The 26905-nt window shown below is 40.4% G+C and carries 28 protein-coding genes; 17 read left to right on the forward strand and 11 right to left on the reverse strand.

Annotated features, from left to right (window positions below; genetic code table 11):
* Positions 1-7 precede the first annotated feature (7 nt).
* Positions 8-406 carry an acyl-CoA thioesterase gene (locus tag FW757_RS04560; protein ID WP_182718911.1) on the forward strand — a complete coding sequence of 133 codons (399 nt, stop codon included), beginning with the start codon at positions 8-10 and terminating at the stop codon, positions 404-406.
* A gap of 7 nt (positions 407-413) precedes the next feature.
* On the opposite strand, the gene glpD is transcribed toward FW757_RS04560, so the two are convergent.
* The 3 genes from glpD to FW757_RS04575 all read right to left on the reverse strand — a co-directional run bounded on the left by glpD (position 414) and on the right by FW757_RS04575 (position 3878).
* Complete coding sequence (glpD, locus tag FW757_RS04565) at positions 414-1907, reverse strand: glycerol-3-phosphate dehydrogenase (protein ID WP_446440907.1); 1494 nt, start codon at positions 1905-1907, stop codon at positions 414-416.
* Positions 1908-1954: 47 nt separating this feature from the next.
* Positions 1955-3457: a glycerol kinase GlpK gene (gene glpK / locus FW757_RS04570; protein ID WP_182740845.1), complete on the reverse strand. Its 1503-nt coding sequence runs from the start codon at positions 3455-3457 to the stop codon at positions 1955-1957.
* 175 nt (positions 3458-3632) lie between these two features.
* Positions 3633-3878: a YdcH family protein gene (locus FW757_RS04575; RefSeq protein ID WP_145238021.1), complete on the reverse strand. Its 246-nt coding sequence runs from the start codon at positions 3876-3878 to the stop codon at positions 3633-3635.
* Between the two features lie 268 nt (positions 3879-4146).
* Here FW757_RS04575 and FW757_RS04580 point away from each other — a divergent pair, with 268 nt between their 5' ends.
* The 10 genes from FW757_RS04580 to FW757_RS04625 all read left to right on the forward strand — a co-directional run bounded on the left by FW757_RS04580 (position 4147) and on the right by FW757_RS04625 (position 16113).
* The gene (locus tag FW757_RS04580; RefSeq protein WP_182718914.1) at positions 4147-4728 is read left to right on the forward strand and encodes an anthranilate synthase component II; all 582 of its coding nucleotides are present in this window, start codon (positions 4147-4149) and stop codon (positions 4726-4728) included.
* A gap of 57 nt (positions 4729-4785) precedes the next feature.
* Entirely contained in the window at positions 4786-5946 is a 1161-nt protein-coding gene (locus FW757_RS04585; protein WP_446440908.1) for an HDOD domain-containing protein, read from the forward strand.
* A gap of 696 nt (positions 5947-6642) precedes the next feature.
* A complete protein-coding gene (locus FW757_RS04590; protein WP_149980483.1) occupies positions 6643-7848 on the forward strand; it encodes an aspartate aminotransferase family protein in 1206 nt (401 codons plus the stop codon).
* An 88-nt stretch (positions 7849-7936) separates the two neighbouring features.
* Entirely contained in the window at positions 7937-8953 is a 1017-nt protein-coding gene (gene astA, locus FW757_RS04595) for an arginine N-succinyltransferase (RefSeq protein ID WP_145238033.1), read from the forward strand.
* Between the two features lie 15 nt (positions 8954-8968).
* Positions 8969-10438 (forward strand): succinylglutamate-semialdehyde dehydrogenase, encoded by a 1470-nt coding sequence (astD, locus tag FW757_RS04600; protein ID WP_145238036.1) that lies wholly within the window; start codon positions 8969-8971, stop codon positions 10436-10438.
* A 140-nt stretch (positions 10439-10578) separates the two neighbouring features.
* On the forward strand, positions 10579-10926 hold the full coding sequence (locus tag FW757_RS04605) for a DUF3802 family protein (protein ID WP_149980484.1): 348 nt from the start codon (positions 10579-10581) through the stop codon (positions 10924-10926).
* Between the two features lie 81 nt (positions 10927-11007).
* Positions 11008-11421, forward strand: a complete 414-nt coding sequence (locus FW757_RS04610; RefSeq protein WP_145238042.1) for an OsmC family protein — start codon at positions 11008-11010, stop codon at positions 11419-11421.
* Positions 11422-11509: 88 nt separating this feature from the next.
* Positions 11510-12322, forward strand: a complete 813-nt coding sequence (gene speD, locus FW757_RS04615) for an adenosylmethionine decarboxylase (RefSeq protein ID WP_145238045.1) — start codon at positions 11510-11512, stop codon at positions 12320-12322.
* A 220-nt stretch (positions 12323-12542) separates the two neighbouring features.
* Entirely contained in the window at positions 12543-14033 is a 1491-nt protein-coding gene (locus tag FW757_RS04620) for an NAD(P)H-hydrate dehydratase (protein ID WP_182740567.1), read from the forward strand.
* Between the two features lie 187 nt (positions 14034-14220).
* Positions 14221-16113: a methyl-accepting chemotaxis protein gene (locus FW757_RS04625; RefSeq protein ID WP_259398528.1), complete on the forward strand. Its 1893-nt coding sequence runs from the start codon at positions 14221-14223 to the stop codon at positions 16111-16113.
* A gap of 45 nt (positions 16114-16158) precedes the next feature.
* Here the strand turns inward: FW757_RS04625 and FW757_RS04630 are convergent, their stop codons facing one another.
* The 3 genes from FW757_RS04630 to rnk form a co-directional block, all read right to left on the reverse strand.
* Positions 16159-16356, reverse strand: coding sequence for a hypothetical protein (locus tag FW757_RS04630; protein WP_182740568.1), 198 nt, complete (start codon positions 16354-16356; stop codon positions 16159-16161).
* Between the two features lie 284 nt (positions 16357-16640).
* Positions 16641-17039, reverse strand: a complete 399-nt coding sequence (locus FW757_RS04635) for a VOC family protein (protein WP_149980488.1) — start codon at positions 17037-17039, stop codon at positions 16641-16643.
* Between the two features lie 236 nt (positions 17040-17275).
* Positions 17276-17689, reverse strand: coding sequence for a nucleoside diphosphate kinase regulator (rnk, locus tag FW757_RS04640; protein ID WP_145238060.1), 414 nt, complete (start codon positions 17687-17689; stop codon positions 17276-17278).
* A 280-nt stretch (positions 17690-17969) separates the two neighbouring features.
* Here rnk and FW757_RS04645 point away from each other — a divergent pair, with 280 nt between their 5' ends.
* The 3 genes from FW757_RS04645 (at position 17970) to FW757_RS04655 (ending at position 20507) form a co-directional block, all read left to right on the forward strand.
* Positions 17970-19220 carry a tyrosine-type recombinase/integrase gene (locus FW757_RS04645; protein WP_446440909.1) on the forward strand — a complete coding sequence of 417 codons (1251 nt, stop codon included), beginning with the start codon at positions 17970-17972 and terminating at the stop codon, positions 19218-19220.
* Positions 19221-19282: 62 nt separating this feature from the next.
* Positions 19283-20116: a hypothetical protein gene (locus tag FW757_RS04650; RefSeq protein ID WP_446440910.1), complete on the forward strand. Its 834-nt coding sequence runs from the start codon at positions 19283-19285 to the stop codon at positions 20114-20116.
* Entirely contained in the window at positions 20100-20507 is a 408-nt protein-coding gene (locus FW757_RS04655; RefSeq protein WP_446440911.1) for a hypothetical protein, read from the forward strand. The genes FW757_RS04650 and FW757_RS04655 overlap by 17 nt, the downstream gene beginning before the upstream one ends.
* A gap of 132 nt (positions 20508-20639) precedes the next feature.
* Here FW757_RS04655 and FW757_RS04660 read toward each other — a convergent pair whose 3' ends face one another.
* Both FW757_RS04660 and FW757_RS04665 read right to left on the reverse strand, forming a co-directional pair.
* The gene (locus FW757_RS04660) at positions 20640-21347 is read right to left on the reverse strand and encodes a hypothetical protein (protein ID WP_446440912.1); all 708 of its coding nucleotides are present in this window, start codon (positions 21345-21347) and stop codon (positions 20640-20642) included.
* A 32-nt stretch (positions 21348-21379) separates the two neighbouring features.
* A complete protein-coding gene (locus FW757_RS04665) occupies positions 21380-21913 on the reverse strand; it encodes a recombinase family protein (protein ID WP_446440913.1) in 534 nt (177 codons plus the stop codon).
* A 258-nt stretch (positions 21914-22171) separates the two neighbouring features.
* Here FW757_RS04665 and FW757_RS04670 point away from each other — a divergent pair, with 258 nt between their 5' ends.
* From FW757_RS04670 to FW757_RS04680, 3 genes are read left to right on the forward strand one after another with little or no spacing between them, the layout of a single operon-like run.
* A complete protein-coding gene (locus FW757_RS04670; protein ID WP_442452986.1) occupies positions 22172-22318 on the forward strand; it encodes a helix-turn-helix domain-containing protein in 147 nt (48 codons plus the stop codon).
* A 5-nt stretch (positions 22319-22323) separates the two neighbouring features.
* The gene (locus tag FW757_RS04675) at positions 22324-22494 is read left to right on the forward strand and encodes a hypothetical protein (RefSeq protein WP_446440914.1); all 171 of its coding nucleotides are present in this window, start codon (positions 22324-22326) and stop codon (positions 22492-22494) included.
* Positions 22451-23794: a primase-helicase family protein gene (locus tag FW757_RS04680; RefSeq protein WP_446440915.1), complete on the forward strand. Its 1344-nt coding sequence runs from the start codon at positions 22451-22453 to the stop codon at positions 23792-23794. The genes FW757_RS04675 and FW757_RS04680 overlap by 44 nt, the downstream gene beginning before the upstream one ends.
* A gap of 298 nt (positions 23795-24092) precedes the next feature.
* Here the strand turns inward: FW757_RS04680 and groL are convergent, their stop codons facing one another.
* The 3 genes from groL to FW757_RS04695 form a co-directional block, all read right to left on the reverse strand.
* Positions 24093-25739 (reverse strand): chaperonin GroEL, encoded by a 1647-nt coding sequence (gene groL / locus FW757_RS04685; RefSeq protein ID WP_145238063.1) that lies wholly within the window; start codon positions 25737-25739, stop codon positions 24093-24095.
* A gap of 47 nt (positions 25740-25786) precedes the next feature.
* The gene (locus FW757_RS04690; protein ID WP_145238066.1) at positions 25787-26074 is read right to left on the reverse strand and encodes a co-chaperone GroES; all 288 of its coding nucleotides are present in this window, start codon (positions 26072-26074) and stop codon (positions 25787-25789) included.
* 154 nt (positions 26075-26228) lie between these two features.
* Complete coding sequence (locus FW757_RS04695; RefSeq protein ID WP_182718924.1) at positions 26229-26705, reverse strand: FxsA family protein; 477 nt, start codon at positions 26703-26705, stop codon at positions 26229-26231.
* Between the last annotated feature and the right edge of the window lie 200 nt (positions 26706-26905).

Consider the following 26905-nt stretch of genomic DNA (forward strand, 5'->3'; position numbering starts at 1 on the left):
GATTATTATGTTTACTGAAAAAGTGATGCCGCGCTTTAGCGAAACGGATGCACTCGGACACATCAACAATACCGTACTCCCTGTTTGGTTTGAAGCCGCACGTGCACCTATTTTTAAATTTTTTACCCCCGATTTAAATCCTCACGATTGGAAGCTTATTATTGCTAAAATTGAGGTGTCGTTTGTAGGTGAGTTGTTTTACTCGCATGAAGTAAGTATTAAAACATCGGTAGAGCATATTGGCAGCAGCTCATTTGTGCTTCGCCAAGAGGCGTGGCAGCAAGATAAATGCTGCGCAATCGGTAAAACAGTGCTGGTACGTTACGACTTTGCCGCTAAAGCTAAGCAAGCTTTATCTAGTATTGAAAAAGCAGCCTTAAATGAGCATTTTATTGCAGCTTCTTAATGTGTAGTTAGTAATTTAAGGTGCGCAAGTAGTTATCTAAAGCGGTGACTTGCGCTTTACTAAAGCGTAGCCCGAGCTTTGTTCTACGCCACAATATGTCATCGCTGGTTTTTGCCCACTCTTTGGCAATTAGGTAATCGACTTCTTGAGCGTATAGACCATGGCCAAAATGACAACCTAAGTCAGCCAATGCACTGCAATTACCTAGCAGTGCATTAGTTAGCGTGCCATAGGAGCGTACCAGCCTATTTAATAATAACTCAGGCAACCAATTGTATTTTACTTGTAGTTGCGTTATTAACGTCGCTTTTTCACTAAAATCTCCGCCTGGTAACGGCGCGCTTTTTGTCCACGCTTCAGTCATATGAGGATAAAATAGCGCGAGTTTGTCCACAGCATTTTCTGCCAGTTTTCGATAAGTAGTTATTTTTCCGCCAAACACACTTAACAAAGCAGCCTGATTATCATCATTATTTAATATCAGCTTATAATCGCGGGTTACAGCTTGAGCATCTGCTGAGTGGTCATCGAGTAATGGCCGTACGCCACTGAATGTATGTACTATATCAGTCGCTTCAATCGGGGTTTTAAAGTAATGATTAGTAATATTGATTAAGTAACTAATCTCTTGTTCGCTAATTTTTACATCTTTAATGGTGCCGGTATATTCTTCATCCGTAGTACCAATCAAGGAATAGTCATCTTCAAAAGGAATGACAAAAACAATACGTTGATCTTCATTTTGGAGAATATAGGCACATGGCTCGTGATGAATACGTGGCACCACGATATGGCTGCCTTTGACTAAGCGAATATGCTGTGGTGATGGCTGAATAAATACATTATCAAACAATGAAGCAACCCAAGGGCCTGCGGCATTAACAATGCATTTGGCTTTGATTTGTAGTTGCTGCTGGGTCGTTTGTTGCGCTAGAGTTACATCCCAATGTTCAATATTGCGCTGTGCCTTGATACAACGAGTACGCGTTGCTATGGTTGCTCCGTGTTGTTCGGCGGCAAGGGCGTTTAAGATCACTAAACGCGCGTCATCTACCCAGCCATCAGCATATTCAAACCCTTGTGTAATTGATGCATTTAGCACACTGTCTTTTGTGAAAATAATCGACTTGGAAGCGGGTAGCGTGTCTCGTTTTCCTAGATGGTCGTAAATAAATAATCCTAGGCGGATCATCCATGGCGGCCGCAAATGTGACTGATGAGGAAGCCTAAACGAGAGCGGCCAAATAATATGCGGTGCTTTTTTTAATAACACTTCACGCTCTAGCAATGCTTCTTTTACTAACCTAAATTGATAGTGCTCTAAATAGCGCAGCCCGCCATGAATAAGCTTACTGCTGTTTGATGAGGTGGCTGAGGCTAAATCGTCTTGCTCACACAATAATACTTTCAAGCCTCTACCACTTGCATCTGCTGCAATACCAGCACCATTAATGCCACCGCCAATGACAAGTAAATCATATTCGTTATCGAGTAACTGCACGGGTGAACCTTAAAGTTAGTTGTTAATGCCAGATTATATTAACGCGATTAGCCGTCATTCTGCGGATTATTAGCAAGCGTCACTTGCGCAATACAATGTAGCCATTTTGCATATAAATCGTTACGCTCAAAGCTACTCATAGTTGGCTCAAAGCGGCGGTCACATCGCCACATAGTTGCCAGTTGCGCTGTTGATTCATAAACACCACTTTGCAGGCCTGCTAAATAGGCGACGCCAAGCGAGGTGGTTTCGGTTAAGGTGGGCCGCTCAACACTCGCACCTAAAATATTAGCTAAAAACTCCATAGCCCAATTATTATTAGCCATACCGCCGTCAACGCGCAATATGCTGGGGCGCAAGCCATCCCCTTCCATCGCTTTTTGTAAATCTTTAGTTTGATAACCCACTGATTGCAAAGCTGCAGCGACAATCGTACTAATACCTGAATCTCGAGTAAGCCCTAAAATAGCACCTCGGGCATTGGCATCCCAATAGGGAGCGCCTAAACCTGTAAAAGAGGGCACTAAAAATACCCCATGATCTAAGGGAACACCTTTGACGAGGGCTTCACTTTCTCCCGCGCTTTCTAATAATTTCAAGCCCTCTACAATCCACTGCATGGTGGCACCTGCCATAAAAATACTGCCTTCAATGGCATACGTAGGTTTGCCGTTAAGTCTATATGCGATGGTGGTTAATAAGCGATTGTTTGACTTTAGTGCTTTATCGCCGGTGTTAAGCATTAAAAAACAGCCTGTTCCGTAGGTGCTTTTTGCCATACCTTCTTCAAAACAAGCTTGGCCAATTAAAGCGGCTTGCTGATCACCCGCTATGCCGCTAATTGGAATTTCACCACCAAATAACTCGCTGCTAGTAACACCAAAGTCAGCCGCTGAGTCCATTACTTCAGGTAGCATCGAGGCTGGAATATCAAATAAGGCGAGTAAGTCTTCATCCCAGCATTGCTGGTGAATGTTAAACAGTAATGTGCGAGAGGCATTGGTTGCATCGGTTGTGTGTACTTTACCATCGGTTAATTGCCATAGTAAGTAGGTGTCTACCGTACCAAACGCCAGCTCACCTGCGTGTGCTTGCTCTTTAGCGCCAGTGACGTTATCTAAGATCCAACGAATTTTGGTGGCAGAAAAGTACGGATCGAGTAATAAGCCGGTTTTATCATTGACGATTTTACTGTGCCCAGCATCGCGCAAACTATCACAGTACTGGCTAGTGCGTCGGTCTTGCCACACAATCGCGTTGTAAATAGGTTGCCCAGTTTTTTTACTCCACACTAAGGTGGTTTCTCGTTGATTAGCAATGCCTATGGCAATAATGTCGGCAGCCGTTACCCGTTGCTGCGCCAATACGTTTTTAACGCTCGCGAATACGGTTTGCCAAATATCTACAGGATCGTGTTCAACCCAACCATTTTGCACAAAGTGCTGCGGGAAAGTTTGTTGGGCTGTGCCAAAAACCTCGGCATCTTTGGTGTATAAGATGGCGCGAGAGCTCGTCGTTCCTTGGTCAATCGAGAGTATGTATTTGCACATAAAATATAATGTTATTTAACTTAGATAAAGATAGCTTGTCTCTAAGCTAAACGAATAGCAATGCTTTTGCACCATAATGGATGTAATTTTAGGCAAATAGGATGAGTGAAAGGGAGTTAAGGCTCAGTGCGGGCGCTTAGTTTTAAATAAGCGCCAGATATATATAATATAATTATTAGTTGGCAGCATCAGCTAATTGCTGATGGAGCCAATCTTTTAATGCCATTCTATCGTGTTTTAATTGATGCATTGCTTCATCATCAATAGGGGCATCTTGTAACTCCAGGACACGGATTTCTTTATCAATTGCATTGTATTGCTTTGCCCTTGCCGCGAACTCTTCATTATCAGTGTTGAGCTTAGTGATTGTGCTTTGGTATTCAGGGAAATCTTTAGTTAATGAATGATCTTCGCCTAACATAGGTCGCTCCTTATTAAAGCGTGTTACATATTAATCTCGATAGATAAACACGCATGGGTTTTAGTCAAATTAAATGCTCTGAGGCGTTTTGCCAATACAATAGAGCTTGGGCTGATTTAAAATAAATCAACATCAATCTCAGTATTATCGTTATTAAAGTAATTTCCCTTTGCCTGAATACAAAACACTGACACTCGTGCGGGCTTAAGTTAGAATATGAACGCAGGCAGTTGCCTGCAAACAATTTCTATTTTGAGTGCTTTATTACATGCTTTTAATGATCGATAACTACGACTCGTTTACCTACAATTTGGTACAGTATTTTCAACGTTTAGATCAAGAGGTGCTAGTAAAGCGCAATGATGAGATCTCGGTTAGTCAAATTGCCCAGTTAAACCCTCAGCATATCGTGATATCTCCCGGCCCATGCTCACCAAATGAAGCGGGTATATCTTTGGAGCTTATTGAGCAACTAAAAGGTCAATTTCCAATTTTAGGTATTTGTTTAGGTCATCAAACAATAGCACAAGCATTAGGTGCGAACATTGTTAGGGCAAAGCAAGTGATGCATGGCAAAACATCGCCAATTTATCATGCTAATCAAGGTGTATTTGCCGGCTTACCAAATCCATTAACAGTTTGCCGTTATCATTCGTTGGTTGTTGAACAAGATAGCATTCCTGATGAGTTGCAGATCACCGCTTGGACCGAAACTGAAAGTGGCCAGTTAGATGAAATAATGGGCTTAGTTCATAATAGCTTAGCGTTAGAGGGGGTACAATTTCACCCAGAGGCAATTTTAACGCAGCGAGGACTTGAATTACTTGCTAACTTTTTAACTCGGTTCTAGGCTTATGCTAACAAACGTAGTAGCTTCCCTTAATTTATTTATAAAAGATAACTATTAATGACAGATGAAATACGCCAACAAAGGACAGCTAAGGCATTAGAGCAACGAGCCCATGATTTGTTGCTTGGACATAGCTTTGCGCAACGTCAAATTGGCTATATTCATACTCTAGATATAAATTATGGTGAGGCGATGAAGCAGCGCACCTTACTTGAGGTTGAAGTTGCTGCGCAAAAAATACGTAAACTCTCCAGTACTTCGCATCATAAGTACCGCGCTCAAGCCAGCCAGCAGTTACATCAAGTTATTGATACCGCCATGAACAAGCAGTTAGCCGATATTGATACGGTACTACATGAAACCATTGGTATTGAAGATAATGTCCCCGCGATTTTAGACATACTTGCGGTAAAATCAGCATCGGTAGGGCGCCTTGAGCCATTAGTTAAAGATTTAACTTGGTTAGGACGTGAGTTAGTTGCTTTTGTGAATTTGCCTTATTATCGCGCGCAGCGCAATAAATATACTTCGGTAAAAGTTGATAATCCCTCTTTAGCTCTGCGTTATATTGGTTTAGACAACTTACAGTTTGTAGTGCCTACCTTTGCGGTACGTCATTGGATGCCACACAGCACCGAACCATTTCCATTATTGAAGCGTCGCCTACGCGATAACTCAATGGCTTGCGCGATTGCGGCGCAAGAGTTGGCTAAGCTCAATGGTATTAATGAAGTACATGCATTTACTTTGGGTATGTTACTCGATGTTGGCAAGATAGCTTTGATTCGACTCTATTTACGTACATTCGAACGAGTGTGGCAGCGCAAAGTAACCCTTGCCCGAGAAGACCAACATAAAGATCTTCACACCGCATTGTTAGAGTTAAAACCTGATCCGTTATTTTTAAGTACTTTACTTAATCAGCATGCGCTAAAAGTCACGGCGACGGTGATTGATAAAATGGCGTTTCGGTATTTACCTTTTAATGCTGTGTTATCGCAGTTGATTAATGGTGTGTCCAAAGGGGATTCACTATTGCCATTAGCGATGTTAATGCAAAAGGCACGTTGTTATAGTCAATGTGTTACTTTGAGCGAACATCAGCTGGTGGAAAGTGATGAAAAATCACTCTGGTTTGATTACGTTGGGTTATCAAAACAGGAACTAGAGCAGCTTGAAAAAACCAATTTGCAGCACTTTCATATTAAAATTGACTAGGGCGTGTTTATCTTTCGAGGTTGAATTTGCAGCAGTGTGTTTGGTATTTAGGCAAGGCAGAGCCTATGTAGTGTGGTTGTTCCCCATAAATAGGCGATAACGCAGCATCAATGCCAAACACGCGCTGCCCGAAGGGTTCTTCCTAGGGGCGATTAACTCTTTGTTACTTACATGGATGTAAGTAAGGGGCGTGAGCAGGACGCGGAAGCTTTGCTCAATTTTTACTTAGCCCACTAGGTTACAAATCTCGCGCCGTGATTAAATCGCCCCTAATTTGAACAAATTTTAATCCTGAAAGGTCAACACGCCCTTATTTCATAAATTTTTTGTTAATTTTTTTACGACTATTCATTCATCATTAATATCTACTCTTACCCATATTTTATCTTGCAAAGCTCTGCCTGGTGGGTGGTGGGGCAGCGATATAGAATAAACAACCCCATAATTCGTTATTCAGATAGTTATTCACTATCTCTGAAATTATATCTCAAAGCCTTTAATAACAAGGGCTACATGAAAGTTTTATAAGAGACAATAACGAAAAACTCTGAAATAATGATTATCTGAAAATTGAACCAGAGAGTATTTTTTGGCGATGTGAGCTATGCTGATTTACGCCAAAGGAGATGGTACAACAGTCTATCATCAAGCCTATTTTTTAAACTTTCTGTAGGATCACAATTAAGAGGATATAAAATGACAGTCAATCGCGAATTATTTGATCAAGTAATGGTTCCTAACTACGCACCTTCAAGCGTTATTCCTGTTCGTGGCGAAGGCTCACGTGTATGGGATCAGCAAGGTCGTGAATATATCGATTTTGCCGGTGGTATCGCTGTTAACTGTCTAGGTCATTGTCATCCAGCATTGGTTAAAGCATTAAAAGAGCAAGGCGAAAAAATCTGGCACCTATCAAATGTAATGACTAATGAGCCAGCACTTCGTTTAGCTAAAAAATTGGTAGATGCTACATTTGCTGAAAAAGTATATTTCGCCAACTCAGGCGCAGAAGCAAATGAAGGCGCACTAAAATTAGCGCGTCGTGTTGCGCTTGAAAATTTTGGTGAGCAAAAATCGCAAATCATCGCTTTCAATAAAGGTTTCCATGGCCGTACATTCTTTACTGTAACCGTGGGCGGTCAAGCTGCTTACTCTGATGGTTTTGGTCCTAAGCCGGGAGATATCGTACATTGTGACTATAACGATTTAGCCGCATTTGAAGCACTAATCTCTGATAACACATGTGCGGTAATGATGGAGCCATTACAAGGTGAAGGCGGCATTATCTCTGCTACTGACGAGTTTGCTCAAGGTGTACGCCAGTTATGTACTAAACATAACGCATTACTTATTTTTGATGAAGTACAAACTGGTGTCGGTCGTACTGGCGATCTTTATGCATACCAAGGGTTAAATGTAGTACCTGATATTTTAACTACTGCAAAAGCACTTGGCGGCGGTTTTCCAATTGGTGCAATGATCACCACGACAGAGATTGCTAAGCACCTTAAAGTCGGTACTCATGGTTCTACTTATGGCGGCAATCCGTTGGCATGTGCTGTTGGTGAAGCAGCCTTTGATACTGTGAATACACCAGAAGTATTAGCTGGCGTAAAAGCAAAGTCAGCATTGTTTAATGAATTACTAACTGCAATTAACGATAAGTACAACGTTTTCTCGGAAATTCGTGGTCAAGGTTTATTAATTGGTGCTGTGGTTAATGAGCAGTTTAAAGGTCGTGCTAAAGAGTTTTTAGTAGCAGGAACCGCTGAGGGTGTGATGTCGTTAGTCGCGGGTGCCGATGTGGTGCGTTTTACTCCATCTTTAGTGATCCCTGAAGCGGATATCCGTGAAGGGATGGCGCGCTTTGAAAAAGCCGTAGCCAACGTTGTGAACGGTTAATCAACACCTCTAATCATAATAAGGGCAAGTAGCAAGCTTGCCCTAATATTCTTAATTTACCGTTATTTATAAGGGAGCAAGCGGACTCATGATGATCCTTCGCCCAATCCAGCAATGTGATTACCCAGCTTTATTGAAAATTGCCCACGAATCAGGACATGGTTTTACCTCTTTACCTAATAACGAAGAGTTATTACAAAAGAAGATAGCTCATTCAATAAGCTCATTCGCAAAAAGTGCATCTCATCCGGGTGATGAAGGTTACTTGTTTGTTCTTGAAGATAGCGAAACAGGTGAAGTAGTCGGTACCTCAGCAATTGAAGCTGCGGTTGGTTTAGATGATGCGTTTTATCACTATCATTTAAGTAAAGCTATTCATTCATCTCGTACATTGAATGTTTATAAAGCGGTTGATATTTTAACCTTGTGTAATGATTACACTGGAGCAACTGAGCTTTGTACGCTGTTTTTAAAAGATGGTTACCGTAAAAATAATAACGGTAAGCTGCTTTCAAAAGCACGTTTTATGTTTATCAAGCAGCACCAAGAACGCTTTGCTGAAACCGTAATTGCAGAAATGCGCGGTGTTTCTAACGAACACGGCAGTAGTCCATTTTGGCAATGGTTAGAAGAACACTTTTTCTCGATGGATTTTCCAACAGCTGATTACTTAACCGGTATCGGCCAAAAAGTGTTTATTGCTGAACTAATGCCAAAGTACCCAATTTACGTCAACTTATTAAGTAAAGAGGCGCAAGCCGTGATCGGCAAGGTGCACAATAATACGCGCCCTGCGATTGAACTACTGAAAAAAGAAGGCTTCACCTTTAATGGCTACGTTGACATTTTTGATGCTGGCCCAACGGTAGAAGCAAAAGTAGATAATATTGCAACTATTCGTAATGCCAAAAACTTTACCGTAAAAATCGGTGAAAACAGCGGCGAGACGGCTATCATGCTAGCGAATGACAAACTCAATGATTTTAGAGCAACCGTTGCACAACTAAACCTTGATGAAACAAGCTCTGAGTTGACTTTGCCACAGGCAATGGCCGATGCACTGCACTTACAAGCTGGCGATATAGTTACCGCAACACGTATATAATTTAGGAGAAAGTACATGACTCATCCTGCACAATTTATTAATGGTCAATGGTCGCAAGGCCTAGGCGATGCATTTAATTCAGTAAACCCAGCCAATAACGAAATTATTTGGCAAGCAAACTCAGCCACCAGTGAGCAAGTAGACACCGCTGTTAACTCTGCGCGTGCAGCATTTTATAGCTGGGCTGATAAATCATTTGCAGAACGTTTAGCGATTGTAAAAACTTTTGCCGAAACCCTAAAAGAGCACAGCGAAGAGCTTGCTGTTGTAATAGCCCAAGAAACGGGTAAGCCGTTATGGGAAACTCGCACTGAAGCGGGTGCTATGGTCGGTAAAATAGCTATCTCTGAAAAAGCATTTTTAGAGCGCACTGGCGACGTAGAAAACCCAATGCCGCAAGGTCGTGCAATGATCCGCCATAAACCACATGGTGTAGTGGCGGTATTTGGCCCTTATAACTTCCCTGGTCATTTACCTAATGGCCATATTGTGCCTGCACTTTTGGCGGGCAATACCGTGGTGTTTAAACCATCGGAGCTAACTCCAGCTGTTGCTGAGCTAACGCTTAAGTTATGGGAAAAAGCAGGTTTACCAGCAGGGGTTATTAACCTAGTACAAGGCGAAGTAGCCACAGGTAAGGCTCTTGCTGCTCACAAAGGTATTGATGGCTTATTCTTTACCGGTTCATCACGCACAGGCCATATTCTGCATGAGCAGTTTGCCGGTCAACCAGGTAAAATCTTAGCATTAGAAATGGGTGGTAACAATCCACTGATTATTACTGATGTTGCTGATACTAAAGCCGTTATTCACGATATTATTCAATCAGCATTTATCTCAAGTGGCCAACGATGTACCTGTGCACGCAAGCTGTTTTTACCAGCAGGTGAGCAAGGCGATGCTATTTTAGCCGGTTTAATTACCGCGACTAAAGCCATCAAAGTGGGCAACTACGATGATGTAGAGCAACCGTTTATGGGCTCGATGATCTCATCAGCTGCGGCCGCTGGTATGGTAAAAGCACAGCAACAACTCGTTGAGCTTGGTGCTGAAGTATTGGTTGAGCTTAAGCATACTGAAAATACAGGTTTTGTAACGCCTGGTATTATTGAGTGTACAGATGTTGCTAACTTCCCAGATGAAGAGCACTTTGGTCCACTATTAAAAGTATTCCGCTTTACAGATTTTGATAGTGCGATTGATAAAGCCAACGATACCAGCTTTGGTTTGTCTGCGGGTTTACTCAGTGATAATGCGGCAGATTACGACCATTTTTTACGTCGTATCCGTGCTGGTATTGTTAACTGGAACCGCCCAATCACCGGTGCCTCAAGTGCAGCTCCTTTTGGTGGTATTGGTGCATCAGGTAATCATCGTGCAAGTGCTTACTATGCAGCTGATTATTGCGCATACCCAGTTGCCTCTGTTGAACTTGAAAAAGTAGCAATGCCAGCAACATTAAGCCCTGGCTTAAAAATCGATTAATCGATTTTGGTCAAATAGTAATAAATAACTAAAAAAGCAGCCAAGGCTGCTTTTTTTGTATTGGTTAATGCTCAAAGGTAGCAATTAAAAGCGCTTTCTGCTTAAATCAATACAGTCGTTTTAATTAGGTGTGGATAATTATGGTTTTAGATAGGCAAGGATATGATGACCTCATCATGTATCTTACTCAAAATTTAGCATTATTTGAGAAGTCCGGCGAAATAAAACCAGGCGCTCCTACTATTATGGAGCTAATAGAAGATGATATTGCTGAAAATGTTATGTTGTTATGCCAGCAACACACAGAGCTTTCTACTGAACAACGTAGTCAAATCGTGCGTGAAGTAGATGGCATTGTATACGACTTACAAGAAGTCCTCAGCAGCGTCACCAGTAATCAAGTGACAATAGAGCAACATGCATTTATCGATGAATTTGCCGCATTGGTAAAAAACCTCTTTGATAGCGCAGTTGTCGAAAGTGCCTGATCATTCCAATTATCGTTTTTAATTTGCAACTGCGTGTGACTTCCTTACAATCAAGGAAATAACTTCTTTGAGAGTAATAAAATGCAAGCGAATGTGAAATGGGTTGAAGGCGATACTTTTTTAGGGCGTTCTAATTCTGGTCACAATGTTGTGTTTGATGCTGGTAGCGATAGCGCCGCACCAAGCCCAATGGAAATGGTATTAATGTCAGTTGGCTGCTGTTCATCGGTTGATGTAGTCAGTATTCTAAAAAAAGCTAAACAACAGTTTTCAGATGTGCAAGTGCAATTGAGTGCTGAACGCGCAGAATCAGCTCCGCGAGTATTCACTAAGATTAACTTACACTTTGTTGTGACTGGCGACAACGTTTCAGAAAAGCACCTTGCGCGTGCCGTTCAACTATCTGCAGAGAAGTATTGTTCAGTAGCATTAATGCTTGATAAAACAGTAGAAATTACCCACACACACGAAGTTATACAAGAACAGGGAAAATAACGCTTTTTCCTGAGGTGAAATTCGTATAAAATCCGCGAACTTTTCATTCTGCTCTGGCAGATTTCACTTGTTTATAGGTTGGTTTATCATGAACAAACCCTTCGATAAAATTAAACTTCATGGCTTTAATAACTTAACCAAAAGTTTAAGCTTTAGTATTTACGATATTTGCTATGCAAAGACTGAGCAACAACGTAAAGAATATATTGAATATATCGACGAACAGTACAGTGCTGATCGACTAACCGATATTTTAGGTGAAGTAGTAGACATTATCGGTGCGAATATTTTAAATGTTTCGCGTCAAGATTACGACCCTCAAGGTGCTAGTGTAACAATTCTGATCTCAGAAGAGCCAATTGAGCAGCAGCAAACTTATGAAGTTGATGAAGCACCAGGACCATTACCTGAAACAGTTGTTGCTCATTTAGATAAAAGCCACATCTGCGTTCATACCTATCCTGAAGCTCACCCTGATGATGGTATTTGTACTTTCCGTGCCGATATCGAAGTATCAACCTGTGGCATTATTTCGCCATTAAAAGCGTTAAACTTCCTAATTCATAGCTTAGAGTCAGATGTTGTAACAATTGACTACCGAGTGCGTGGTTTTACCCGTGACGTAGATGGTGTTAAGCACTATATCGATCACGCGATCAACTCAATTCAAAACTACATGACCGAAGATACCAAAGAAGCGTACCAAATGATGGACGTGAATGTGTATCAAGAAAACTTGTTCCACACTAAGATGATGCTAAAAGAAACAGACCTAAATACTTATTTATTTGGTGTTACTACGAGTGATTTATCTGAAGACGAAGAAGAAGCAATTCGTTCTAAATTAACACGTGAAATGCAAGAAATCTTTTACGGCCGTAACCTGCCGGAAGCAGAATAAACTCACTTAATTAGTAAGTTTTAAAAAACGGCGCGCAATGTAAATTGCGCGCCGTTTTTTATTAAAGTTGCTAAATGCAGCAACAAAAGCAAACGAAAAGACCATCCTTCCTAAGTATACCTCCTAAATTAGCCTGAAAATGTTGGTGACGACATTCCTTGACGCTAGCAGCTGTGGCTAATAGTCTAAGTAAACAGCCCGTCTTCTATTATGGATCAATATGCAGAATCAAGGCCTAGCACAGCAACTATTTTTGGCAAAGCAGGTGAGGGAGCACGAAGCAAAAGCAGCGACCTTGGCAGGCGTTAGCATGTTCACTTTGATGGAGCGCGCAGGGCATGCGGTATTCTCGCAGTGTATCGAGCATTTTCCGAATGCTCAGCGCTACTTTATTCTGGTCGGTTATGGTAATAATGCGGGCGATGGCTATATTGTGGCAAGCCTTGCCAAGCAAGCCGGTAAAGAAGTCATTGTACTTGCAGCCGATACCAGTAGACATCTCACCGGGGATGCGCTTACAGCTCAGCAACGTTGGCAAGCATTGGGGGGCGAAGTTGAAAGTTACACGCAAGGTCGCCTCAATAATGCCGATATTATTATTGATGGTTTGTTAGGTACCGGAATTAATAGTCAAGTTCGTCGGCCATTTTTAACGATGATTGAAGATGCCAACGCGCAACCTAGCGCAATAGTGGCAATTGATTTACCTTCAGGCATAGACGCCGACACCGGGCAGCCACTTGGCATCGCTATTCAGGCTACTATTACCGTTACTTTTGTGGGGATTAAACAAGGCTTAGTAACCGGTGCCGGGCGAAGTGCTGCAGGAAAAATCATTTTTAATGATTTAGGGATCGCAGAATCATTTACCAAGTTAGTGGATGCTAGCGCAACACTTATCAATATCACTAGTTTCAAACCACTTGCTGCACGAAGTCGCAATAGCCATAAAGGGAACCACGGCAAGCTGTTATGCGTCGGTGGGAATCAAGGTACTAGCGGGGCCATTCGTTTATCAAGTGAAGCAGCACTTCGTACAGGTGCTGCAATGGTGCGTGTTTATACTCATCAAAGCAGTGTACAAGTCGTTAGTAGTGGTCGCCCTGAATTAATGGTCAGTTGCGACAGTTTATCCGCAGCCCTTGCATGGGCAAATTGTGTCATTATTGGTCCAGGTCTTGGTCAGGATAGTTGGGCGCAAATCGCATTTGAGCAGGTTATACAATATTGCTTAGCAAATAATTTACCATTAGTTATTGATGCTGATGGCTTAAATTTGTTGGCTAAGCATGTTTTAGAGTATCGCCTTAAAAATTGCATAATAACCCCGCATGCTGGTGAAGCCTCACGGCTAATGAAAGTTTCAATTGCTGAGATTGAAGCAAATCGCTTTCAATCTGCTACGGATTTAGCTAAACGTTATACCAGTACCAGTGTGCTGAAAGGCGCGGGTAGCCTGATCGCCAACGGGCAGCAAACTTGGTTGTGCGAAAATGGTAATCCAGCGCTTGCCGTTGGTGGCAGTGGTGATGTGCTTACCGGCATCATAGGTGCGTTACTTGCTCAAGGTTTCGCTGTTGATCAAGCCGCATGTTACGGTGTGACATTGCACGCTAAAGCAGCCGATATTTTGGCAGAACGCGAAGGGGAGCGCGGCATGTTGCCAAGTGATTTATTTGCGATTGTCAGGCAGCTCATTAATGGTAAATAGCGGTTAAATATACTTTTTGGTCACTATTTTTAGGAACTCGTTTTGCTAAATACAGCACAGTCCCTATACTCTAATTTGCGCGGCTATTATTTACTACTGAGGTAAAAAGAAGATGTTGATACAAAAAAAAATGTACCTAGGGAGTTTTCTGCTGCTGTTGTTTGCTTTAATTATTCTGTCAGGAATAATGCAGCTAGTTGTTACGCCAATCATTAAAAATGACGCTATATCCAGCGCAAAATTACAAGCAAAGGTGATCGGCGAATCGTTAGCAAAAGATTTAGCTAAAAGTGCCACCTTAACGCAAAGCTTAGCCGTGGTAGCCGAGACTTTGCCATTGCAGCAAGCGGCCTTTATTGAAAATATTGCTCCTTTGATTGCAAGTGGCAAAGGTATTGCGGGTGGTGGTATTTGGCCTGAGCCGAATAAAATGCTGCCTTCAGCAGCAAAGGCATCTCTTTTCTGGGCGAAAACAGGTAATGGCCAATATAAACTTTTAGATGATTATAACCAGCCCGACAGCAGCGCGTATCAACAAGAAACCTGGTATAAAAATGCCATTAACGCTAATCGGGGTGAGTGCGTTTGGTCCGAAGCTTATGTAGACACGGTATCGAATGTACCGATGGTTACCTGTTCCGTGAAAATAATCCGTGATAACCAATTTTGGGGGGTTGCCACTTTAGACGTTGAACTGGCATCTATCGAAAGCTCATTGATCGCAGAGAACAATGCTACGGGCACCTATAACTTTATTTTAGATAGCGCCGAGCAACTGGTATCGATTCCATCGATACGCAATACTAATTTAGCAATGATGAGCCTTACTCAGGTTGCCAGTAAAGACAGTAGCTTAAAGCCGTTGGTCAGCGCCTTGCAAAACAGTAATACAACTGTTGCTGAATTTGCCAGTGGTGTGGTTAATAATGACCAATCTATTTTAGTAACTTACTCATTGGCAGAGCAAAATTGGCGCTCCGGGGTTATTATTCCTGCCGCAATTGCCAAGAAAACCGTTAACACCCTCACTTATTATTTATACAGTTCATTTATCGCCCTTATTCTCGCTTTTGTATCAGTATTACTGATTTTTGGTAATCGCCTGGTGCAGCAAATTAACACCACCACAGAGCAAGTTAGAATGTTGGTGCAAGGTCGCACGAATTCAAAACTGGCGGTGCGCGGAAGTGATGAAATGAGCCACTTATGCGAAGCGATTAATGATTATGGCGATCATCTGATTAAGATTTTAGAACAGATCCAAGCAGAAGCCGCTGCGGTTAAAAACAACGCTGAAGCGATGGATACCTTAAGTAATAACAGCCAAATTCGTACCCAAGAGTTGATGGAAGAAAACAACATGTTGGCTGAGGCAATTCATGAAATGTCGATAGCAGCCTCATCAGCCTCACAAGATGTTTTGAGCGTTGCAGATATTACTACGCAATCAGCTGATTTAGTGAATTCTGGTTTTGATGTTATTGAGAAGAATGCCGAATCAATCCAGTTATTATTTGATAAATTAACGGAATCATCAGATGCCATTTCACGGATTGCACAAGACTCAAAACAAGTGGGCTCGGTGCTTGATGTGATCATGAATATTTCAGAACAAACTAATCTACTTGCGCTTAATGCTGCCATTGAAGCCGCTCGAGCAGGTGAATCAGGACGTGGTTTCGCGGTAGTGGCTGATGAAGTTAGAACCTTGGCACATCGTACTCAGCAATCGGCTGGCGAGATTGAAACCATGATCAGCCAATTGCAAGAAGCCGCTAGTCGAGGGGTTAACGTTATTGGGCAATGCCGTGAATACTCTGAAGTAGTGAACGAGCGCTCAGCAACAACACGTGCACAGTATGAAAGTATTGTTACCGCGTTTAATGATATTAAAGAGCGTTCATCAAGCATTGCCGTAGCGACTGAAGAGCAATCACAGGTAACCGAAAATGTGAAAAACTTGGCAGAGCGAATTCGTGAGATCTCTGTGCAAAATGCCAGTGATGCTGAAGAATTTCGTAGCGTCAGCAAAGATTCAAATAGCCAAGCACAGCGTTTATATCAAATTAGTCAGCAATAATGTGATTCATTGATAGTGTTTTTCAAGCATCGTTAGCTGAGAATCTCAGCGCGATGCTTCACCTTCGTCCTCTTCTGGTGGATCGCCGGAGTCTTCTTTGCGTTTACGTTGCTCTTGTTTGGCTTTTTGTACATTCTCAAGTTGCGGGGGTGGAATAGGGAATAACGAAATAAGCGCAAAGAACGACAAAAATAAAAAAGCCCCTCGTGACATGGTTTTACCCCAAGCGACAATTTTCATCATGGCCCAAAACACAATCAGCAATAATTTTCATCATGGCCCAAAACACAATCAGCAATAATTTTCATCATGGCCCAAAACACAATCAGCAATAATATGCTCACTACAAGCCAATGCAGCAGTAATGTTCCAAGACTGACCTTATCTAATAAATCCATTTGTGTTTAATATGGTTACTAATAGTTAGTTAATGAGGGTTAATTGAGCAATATCAAGTCAACCAGAGGTTCCATATTAAGCCAGTAGGTTGTGATTTATCGCGATTAGTGACCTCTCACTGACTGCTTTTAATTTAATTGTAGTAAGTCCCATTTATTACCATACAAATCTTCAAATACCACAACGGTGCCGTATTCTTCTACGCGGGGCTGTTCATTAAAGTTAACGCCATTTTTTTGCATTAATTCATAATCTCGCCAAAAGTCATTGGTATGTAAAAATAAAAACACTCGGCCGCCAGTTTGGTTGCCCACAGCCTCTAACTGCTGTTGAGTACTTGCTTGTGCGAGTAATAAATTAGTGCCATTAGAGTTCGGTGGTGATACTAATACCCAGCGTTTACCATTACCCTGATCAGTATCTTCGATTAAATCAAACCCCAGTTTTTGAGTGTAAAATGCAATCGCATCATCATAATTCCCTACAACTAATGCCATGCTACCTATATGCTGTTTTATGTTTGTCATTGTCCTAACTTGAAATAATGCAGTGCTTAAAGATGCTTTTTAGCATATAAGAAAATATAACCCGAGGACAAAAGACTGGTACGTTAAGTGCGGTGCTAGATTTATCAGTAGATCTGACTTCAGTCAGAAAGCTTTTCCCGATAAATCTGGACTTACGTGTGGCTGGCGCTAGGTTTTAAACTTATTATCTTTAAAAACAAAACCCAGCTTTCACTGGGTTTTTAATAACATAAATATTATCGATGTAACTCACCGGCTCGTTCTGGCTGATAAGTGATTGCTTTTATTTTTACTTTTATGAGACCGCCACTTGGTTTTGGCCATTCAATTTCATCGCCTTGTGATAGACCAAGTAGGGCGCTACCTACTGGTGCTAAAATTGATATTTTATCAGCACTGGCATCAGCATTTTTTGGATACACTAAGGTCTTAGTGAATTCTTCTTGGGTCGATTCAACAATAAAGTTTACCGTTGAGTTCATAGTAACCACTGTCGAAGGCACATCTTTTGGCTCAACGATTGTTGCGCGGCCAAGTTCAGCTTCAAGTTCTTTTTCGCCAGCAAAGCTTCCTGCTGGTAATGATTCCATTAAATCATACAATCTATCAGCATCGAGTGACGAGATGATCAGTTCAGGCTTTTTATTCATCTTAATATCCTTAATTATGTCTTATAAATAAAATTAACTCTGAGTATGGTTTTGGCATACAGTTAAAAAGCACTGCAATACGCTGGAGTCATTTTATTTGCTACTTTATCGTTGCTCTTAAAGCTAAAAACCCAGCCGAAGCTGGGTTTTTATTTTAGCTAGATGGTTAGGAGATGAATTACATCATGCCGCCCATGCAGCATGTTAACTCTATACGTAGCGTTATACAAGACATTGTGGCATCATTACTGTCTACATTTATGGCTACAAAACTGACTACATGGCTTCAATTGATAAAAAATACCTTAAGCTTCGCGGAAATATCTGGTGGTATCAAAGACGCACCCCAAAAGACCTTCTAGAGCAATATTGCGGTGCTACCACCATATCTGAAAGCCTCAAAACGGGTGATATTAGAGAGGCAAGATTAAGGCGAGATATTCTTAACGGAAAGCTCCAAGAGCGTATGTTTAACTCCCCAGACATTGGGAGGCAGAAGTTTCTTGAGTATGTTCAAGAAATGAATGATAGAAAGGAGATTGACCCTGTTTACTGGGATGAGCCATACGATGTTGATAAAGCAGAAACTGACGGTAATATAGAGTTAATTCATGCTTATACAACGGTTAATGGACGTAAAGACCAGAGGCATAGGTATGGAATACAGCTCAAAGAGTCTTTAGTTAATTGGGGTAATCAAAGGCGAAAAGATATTTCACTAGATAGTATTAACAAAGCGAAGAAGTCTGTTGATGGGTTTCTTAAGCATCTTGGTCTATATGATATTCAACTTGAGGATATTACAAAAAGGCACGTCAATGGTTATATAGAGGTGCTGTTAACTAAATATTCGACTTCGACGACAAGGGGTTATATCAGTCGTTTACGCTCAATTTGGAATTATTGCGAGCAATTAAGCCAAGTAACAACAGCTTGCCCTTTTGATAATCACTCGTTCGCTGGTGGTACTGAAACGATTAAAAAGAAATCTTTTACGCTTCAAGAAATCAACTTAATAAAAGAGCATATATCAGAAGAAGAATCAACAAAGCAACTGTTAGTTAAGCTTGCGGCTTTTACTGGCTGTCGAATATCTGAGTTATGTAACTTGCAAGTAAAGCACTTGATTAATGAAGGTGATATTGACGCTATTTACATCGAAAAAGGTAAAACAGATGCAGCAACACGGATAGTTCCATTAACAACGGAGTTAGGCGAACGAGTAAGAGAAATAGCAGGTTCTAAAGATGGCGATGAACTTTTACTTGAGTTGGATGGGAGGTCTATGAGTCGCTGGTTTTCTCGAATTAAGACTGCTCATATATCAAAAGATACAGCTAAAAGTTTCCATTCATTTCGCGTTATGTTCTCTACAGCAATGCAACGAGCCGAGGTTTCTGAGTTAAAAGCTGCCGCTATTCTTGGTCATAAAAGAGGTATTACAATGACTTATGGTTATTATTCTGATGGTTACACACTACTACAACTTAAGGAAGCTTATGACCAATGTATTGAAAGGATAATTTGGTGAAGGGTCGCTTTTAATGTATTCTTTATAATCTATTGATGACTTAGATTATAATTGGTAAACACATGGAAAGTACAATTGTTGAGTTTCACTTAGAGTATAATATTAGCCGAAAAAACCCCGCTGAAGTATTTTATGCTATGGGGTTATTTATTTCTAGTTATCAAAAAATTGGGAGGCTAATTTCAGAATCCATAGATTCAGATGTTGGTTTTGAGTTTGAGCTTAAAGAAGTTACTCATGGCTGTATTCTCGCCAAATTATTACTAAAAGCTGAAAAATGGACTCGGCCAGATTCACCTATTCATGATTTTACAGGTGAAATCTTTTCACCGGAACAGGTACGCTCTGTCAACACTAAAGAAGTATCAAGGCTCAAATCAGAAGCCCCTTTATATAATAACAAAAAATTAGATCCATATATCAGCGACCTCGATTTAGCTCTTGTTATGGAGGAGTGGTCTGAGGGCAACAAAAAACTATTGCCTGATGAACACTTAAAGGTTTGCAAAGAGGGAGATGACCTAAGTAATGTAGTACCTTTTGACCCGAGCTTTAGATTTACTGGGGATCCCAAGAAAATGTTTAGTAGTGATAAGGGATGCCATGACGGAGAAGAGGTTATAGAAGTTTTTCGTCCGTGTAATAAAGGTGACTCGCAATGGGAAGTGATTAGCGTTAAAACAGGTAGAAAATATAGCGCTAAAATTCTTGATAAAAAATGGTTGGAAGACTATCAGAACTCAATTATACGACTTGGTGCACAAGATTACCTAAGAGTTCATTCAAGATATGATGTGGTTTCATGGAATGGAAAAGATGAAATAAAAAATGCAGAGATATTAGAAATAAAGGACGTTATTAACTCTGGTGGTATACAAAATGAAATACCAGAATGAATTAAAATCTGTTGGTACTTCCTACTTATTTATCATTACACCATTCCTTGTTCTTATTCTAGTCAAAGTTTTTATGGAAAAGTATGAAGAGTTGTTGCTTACTGGCGACTGGTCTATTGCATGTGCGATGATTTATTCAAGCTCTATTGTCAACATAAGAAGTGCTACGAATGAATATAACGGTCAAATTAACAATATCAGTTTAGATTGGTTTATGGCCATAACCATTCTTATGTCTTGCATAAGTGTGGCTATCTATGTAATTGCATTAATTAAACCTACCTATTTTATAGGGGTAGTTCAAATCATCCTATTTTGTTTCGCATCTATTGCACACATTAAATATGGTAGGGCTGCATTCAGACTAAGAAATCAACTTAAAAATGAATAGAGTAACCGAGACTCTCAATAGACCCTACCTTGCGATAAATGCTTCTCAAATTAATAAAACCACCCTAAAGAAATACTTTAGAGTGTTTTTTCAATTTGTCACAGAGGTATAGCCTTAATGTTGCAGTAGGTTCTAGACTCTTTCTTTATGGCTTTTCGCTCGACTTCTAGCCTTTTTATTTTGATTGAGTTTATAAAGCGCAAAACCTATAGCAATGAGCGGCAAGAAGCCGAAGAAAGGACTTATAACTAAAAGGAAAATGATAGTTAAAACTAAGTACAAATCAGAGTTTTGATTATCTAACTTCTTTTCGAATTCAGATTTGTTGTTATAATCATGATTTAAAACCCTCTTTAATTTTTCTTGGTGTATTAAATTAGCTTCGAGCTTTAAATTGACCTCATTTACTATATCTTCAATAGGCTCTAGTTTCTCATTTATGCCTCTCTTTATCTCTGATACTTCTAAATTTATTTCAGTTATTCTTTTAGGTATATCTACTTTTTCAAATTCAATTTTTTTTAATCTAATATTATTTGTATACACTTCTTTATGAAGAGCATTTTCAAAGTCAGTAATTTCGTCAGGTAAATGAGTATAATGTGGATACAAGTCAATTATTGCAGCTACTCTAGCCTTTAATTCTTTTTCCTTTGACGGAAAGTCTAGTAACCTTTGCTCAAGTAGTTCAATTTCTTTTAAGCCATTTGCTGATTTATCTTCGTACTCAATTTTTATTGCATCTGCTTTTTGCAAATGCAATGCAATTTCTTCGCGTAAATCCTCTTCATCAAATTTTGTATTCTGCAATTCGTCTAACAACTCAATTTCCATTGACATTTTATTTCTAATCCTTTGAATTTAAATACTTATTAAATGAGCCTATAAACACTCGAAAGGCTAATACCTAGATGCTTTGCTACTTGTGATTTACTCATACCATTAGCAACAAGCTCATTTACTTGAGTTTTTTTAGCTCTAGCAGTTGGCTTCCTTCCTTTATATTTACCTTTTTCTTTTGCTAATGCAATCCCCTCGGCTTGTCGCTCTAGTATTAACTGTCTCTCAAACGTGGCAATAGCGCCAATTAACGTAACCATAAGACGACCTGTTGGGCTTGATGTATCAATTCCCAAGTTAGCAACTTGAAGTGACACTTTTTTAGAGTCCAAGAACTCTACTACCTCAAGTAAATGTTTAGTATTACGAGCTAGGCGGCACAGTTTGGTGATTTTAATGCTATCCCCTTCTCTTACATACTCCAACATTCGCTTAAGCTCAGGCCGCTCTGTAGAGGCTCCACTTTGCTTCTCTTGAAATACAATATCACAGTCATTTAATGCGTTTAGTTGTACTTCTAAATTTTGGCCTGTTGTACTTACACGTGCATACCCTACGATAGCCATAGATAATCTCCTTATAATTTATGTTTAGGTTCTAAATATTTTAGCAAGTTAATTAGCAGTGAAATTAAAGCTGCTTTAAATATTTTCAATATTAATTCTTTAAGCTTCATTGTGTTTTATCTCTTTGTTTAATCACAAATTACTTATAACTAATAAGTGCTCAAATATTGGTTTTGGTGTGCTAAAAGTTGCTTTTCAGTTCATATAAGTTCAAATCGATTAAAATATTTATGTTAGTAACAGAAATAAGGAGGATTCATGCTGACAAATAGGATTACAAGGGTAAAGCGAGTGCAAATAGTGGCGCTTAGAGATGAAAACAAAACCCATATGGCTATAGCGGAGATAGTCGGGTGTCATAGAAATACCGTGGGAAAGGTATTGAAGCAAGAAGGGGTAAGGTAAGTGCTATGTATTTAAAATTAAAAAAGACAACTTATGAGGAGTTACTGCTTAATGCTAATAAAGCCGATATGGCACTAGCTACATATATTAATCAAATTTTAGACCACAAAATAATCCAACAAGGAAGTGAAAATGAGCAACACGGACAGAGAGTTTCAGCAACAGAATGCAAATGAATGGGCTTATAGAATTAAAGAAGAAGGATGGTGCTGGTATACAGGCAACGAAAACAGGGTTTACCTCTGGAATTATAATACTGATGCTAAAAACGCTATTGAAGCGATGATACTAAAAGCTCGAAAAGAAAACGTTGATGCCAGCGATGCTAAGTTAGCATTAGAGCGTACACTACCAGCAGTTGAAGGAAAGGTTTTTTCGCCTGCAAAGCCACAGTTTTTAATGAAAAATGGGTGTACTTACTTTAACACATTTAAATCTCAACAAGACTTCGTTTCTAGTGTTGATAAGGACGAATACGGCGATGATACATCAAAATTAGAGTTTTTTAATGAGTTCATGTATCGGCTCACGTCGAATGAAGAAGATAGAGAGTGGCTTACTTGCTGGATGGCTCATATGATACAAAAACCTGAGGAAAGGCCTAGCGTTCATCCATTATTTCGTACCGAACATGGGATTGGTAAAAATGTTTTAGTAGAGCAAGTTTTATCTAAATTACTAAGCCAGCAGACTGTCACAACCAGCCTGAAAGAAATTCGCAACGCACATTCTGAAAGTGTAGCTAATAATTTACTTGTTTTCGTAGATGAATCAAAAGCTAAAGGCATGAACGTATATCTTGAGATGAAAAGCATGTTAGCTTCAAAAGAAATGGTCATAAACCCTAAGTTTGTTAGGCCATACGCCCAGCAACTTTATTCGCGATTCATGTTTGCCGATAATACAGAAGGTCGAGCATTTAACATTGAGCAAGACGACAGAAGAATCTATGTGTGCGAATACGTTGTGCATGAAGAGGATAAATCTGAAACTCAAGAATTTATTCAAGAGTTCCTTCAGTGCTGGGTAATGTATTGGCCTGATGTTTACCTATGGTTATCTACCTATGATATCAGCAAGTGGAACCCGCACACCTGCCCTATGACCGATGCTAAGCGGGAGTATTTAGATATGTGTGAAGACGAGCTTGATAAGCTTATAGGAGCTTATAGAGAAAAGGGAAGAGTTACGTTAACAGAGTTTTGCTGGGATGCACATATTTTAAATTATGGGCTGGGAGATGATTATACTTGGCAAGTTTTGCACAAAGGTAAAAGTTTTAAACACAAGCTAGAAGAAGCGGGCTTTCGCAGTAAAAAGCTTGTGAAGAGAATTGAAAATCGGCAGCACTCTAGTAGGGCTTGGGTTTTAAATAATCTAGCTGGTGGTGATGGCTATGACATTCTCCAGAGCGAGTTAGAAACATCTCGTAATGATGTTACAACCTCTAATATTGCAGATGCTTACAGTGTTTAATACTATTTATATAAAAGGATTAAATTAAGGTGGTAACCATGGTCACAGGTGCGTTTACATAAAAGTATCACCGCCAGACCGATTTTTTTAATAGTAGAAGCATGAGTTTACTGGTAGCAAATATGGTAATAGGGTGGTAAATCTCAAGTTATCATGGTCACAACTCAGGACGTTTGACGGTTTATAACTAAAAAGGGCTGCTATTGTACTCAATAGCAGCCCTTTTAAATGTCTACATTCCTGTCTACATCGTTTTTTAACTTATTGATATGTAAGGTTTGTAAGGTTTTTTCTTGGGTTACATCATGCCGCCCATACCACCCATGCCGCCCATGCCTCCCATATCAGCGCCGCCAGCTTCATCCTTTGGGATTTCAGCTACCATTGCTTCAGTGGTGATCATAAGGCCAGCAATCGAGCCTGCAAATTGTAGTGCAGAGCGCGTTACTTTTGTTGGATCTAGGATACCCATTTCAATCATGTCGTTGTATTCGCCAGTTGCTGCGTTGTAACCGAAGTTACCCGTGCCGCCTTTAACTGCGTTAATAACAACAGACGCTTCGTCACCTGCGTTGGTAACGATTTGACGAAGTGGTGCTTCCATAGCACGTAGTGCTACTTTGATACCGTGGCTTTGATCTTCGTTGTCACCAACTAAATCAACAAGTTTGCTTGCTGCACGTACTAGTGCAACACCACCACCAGGCACTACGCCTTCTTCAACCGCAGCGCGAGTTGCATGAAGTGCATCTTCAACGCGGTCTTTTTTCTCTTTCATTTCGATTTCAGTAGCAGCACCTACTTTGATTACCGCAACACCGCCGGCAAGTTTAGCCATGCGCTCTTGTAGTTTCTCTTTATCGTAGTCTGATGTTGCTTCTTCGATTTGTGCTTTGATTTGCGCAACGCGACCGTTGATGCCAGCTTCTTCGCCTGCACCATCGATGATAGTTGTATCATCTTTAGTGATAACTACGCGCTTTGCAGTACCTAAATCTTCAACTGTTGCTTTTTCAAGTTCCAGGCCGATTTCTTCAGAGATAACCGTACCACCAGTTAATACTGCGATATCTTGTAGCATTGCTTTACGACGGTCGCCAAAACCAGGTGCTTTAACTGCTGATACTTTAACGATACCGCGCATGTTGTTAACAACTAGAGTAGCTAGTGCTTCGCCTTCAAGGTCTTCAGCAATGATAAGTAATGGTTTGCTTGCTTTAGCAACGGCTTCTAATGTAGGTAGCAACTCACGAATATTAGAGATTTTTTTATCTACAAGTAGAATAAATGGGTTATCTAATTCAACAGCGCCTTTTTCTGCGTTGTTGATGAAGTATGGAGATAAGTAACCACGGTCAAACTGCATGCCTTCAACAACATCTAGTTCGTTTTCAAGTGATTGACCTTCTTCAACAGTGATTACACCTGAATTACGGCCTACTTTTTCCATTGCTTCTGCAATGATGTCGCCAATTTCTTTATCAGAGTTAGCTGAAATAGTACCCACTTGAGCGATTGCTTTTGCATCGGCACATGGTACTGAAAGTTCTTTTAGCTCAGCAACAGCTGCGATGATTGCTTTATCAATACCGCGCTTAAGGTCCATTGGGTTCATGCCCGCAGCAACCGCTTTTAAGCCTTCGTTTACAATTGACTGTGCTAATACTGTTGCAGTAGTTGTACCGTCACCGGCTGCATCGTTTGCTTTAGATGCAACTTCTTTAACCATTTGTGCGCCCATATTTTCAAACTTGTCTTCAAGTTCGATTTCTTTTGCCACTGATACACCATCTTTAGTGATCACTGGAGAGCCAAATGATTTGTCTAGGATTACGTTACGGCCTTTAGGACCTAAAGTTACACGAACTGCGTTTGCTAAGATGTTTACGCCAGCTAGCATTTTAGCGCGTGCGTCACCTGCAAAAAGTACTTCTTTTGCTGCCATGATTAATTTCCTCTGAATTCTGAATGTTTGTTAAACGAAAAGTAGCTTTAGCCTACAATGCCTAAAATATTGTCTTCACGCATGATCAGGTACTCTTGACCTTCGATCTTTTCAGCTTTTTCAACATATGAGCCGAATAACACAGTGTCACCGACTTTAACTTCTAATGCTCTCACATCACCGTTATCTAGAGTACGGCCATTACCCACTGCAATAACTTTACCGCGGGTTGATTTCTCAGCCGCAGAACCAGTTAATACAATACCGCCAGCAGATTTGGTTTCTTCTTCTAGGCGCTCAACGATCACGCGATCATGTAAAGGACGAATGTTCATTTTATTTAGTTCTCCTAACAGTTTCTGAACAGGACAGAAAAAAGCTTTATATGTACCAGTTTGCATTAAACCCTGTGGTTCAAGGCAATTGATTTAGTTGTACTCAGTAATGGGGGTATTGCTTCAAAACCCAAGTGATAAAAATTAAAATTTTTTAATCTTTTCTCTCGTACTCACCATCAATAGTGGTCGGCTCACTCATTTTGCGAGGTTCTGGCTCTGCATGAGTGTGCTGATTAAATGCTGTTGGACCTTGTTGCATGCCTGCACTCATACGCACCGTTGCTTGACTAGCAAGGCCTGCAGCTAGTTTATTGCGAATGGCCGGGGTCAATAATAAAAAACCGAATACGTCGGTCATAATGCCTGGAGTTAGCAATAATATGCCGGCGATAATCACACATAAACCGGTAAATAATTCTTTGGCTGGCATTTGCCCTTGCGCCATTTGTGTTTGCACATTTTGCAGTGCGCCCATACCTTGTGTTCTAACTAATTTTGCGCCGAATATTGCGGTTACAATAACCAGTGCAATAGTGGCGAATCCACCAATTACATCAGCTACTTGAATTAACAACGCAATTTCAATAATTGGCACGAGAATAAATAATAAAAACAAAAATCTAAACATAAGGCTCTCTAAATAGTGATCACTCAGTTGAGTTGATGAAATATAAATGTGGGTTATCAGGTCTTTTTTCAAGGCTAGTGGTAAAGCTGTGTTGGCTAAATAGCCTGAACTCTGATTAAGCGATTTATTATCCGCAGTTTAGGTTAACTACACTTTGCCTTAGCTATCAGCTACTATGGCATTGGGCAGAGCAATCAATC

This window comes from Pseudoalteromonas sp. 1181_04, assembly GCF_052850545.1.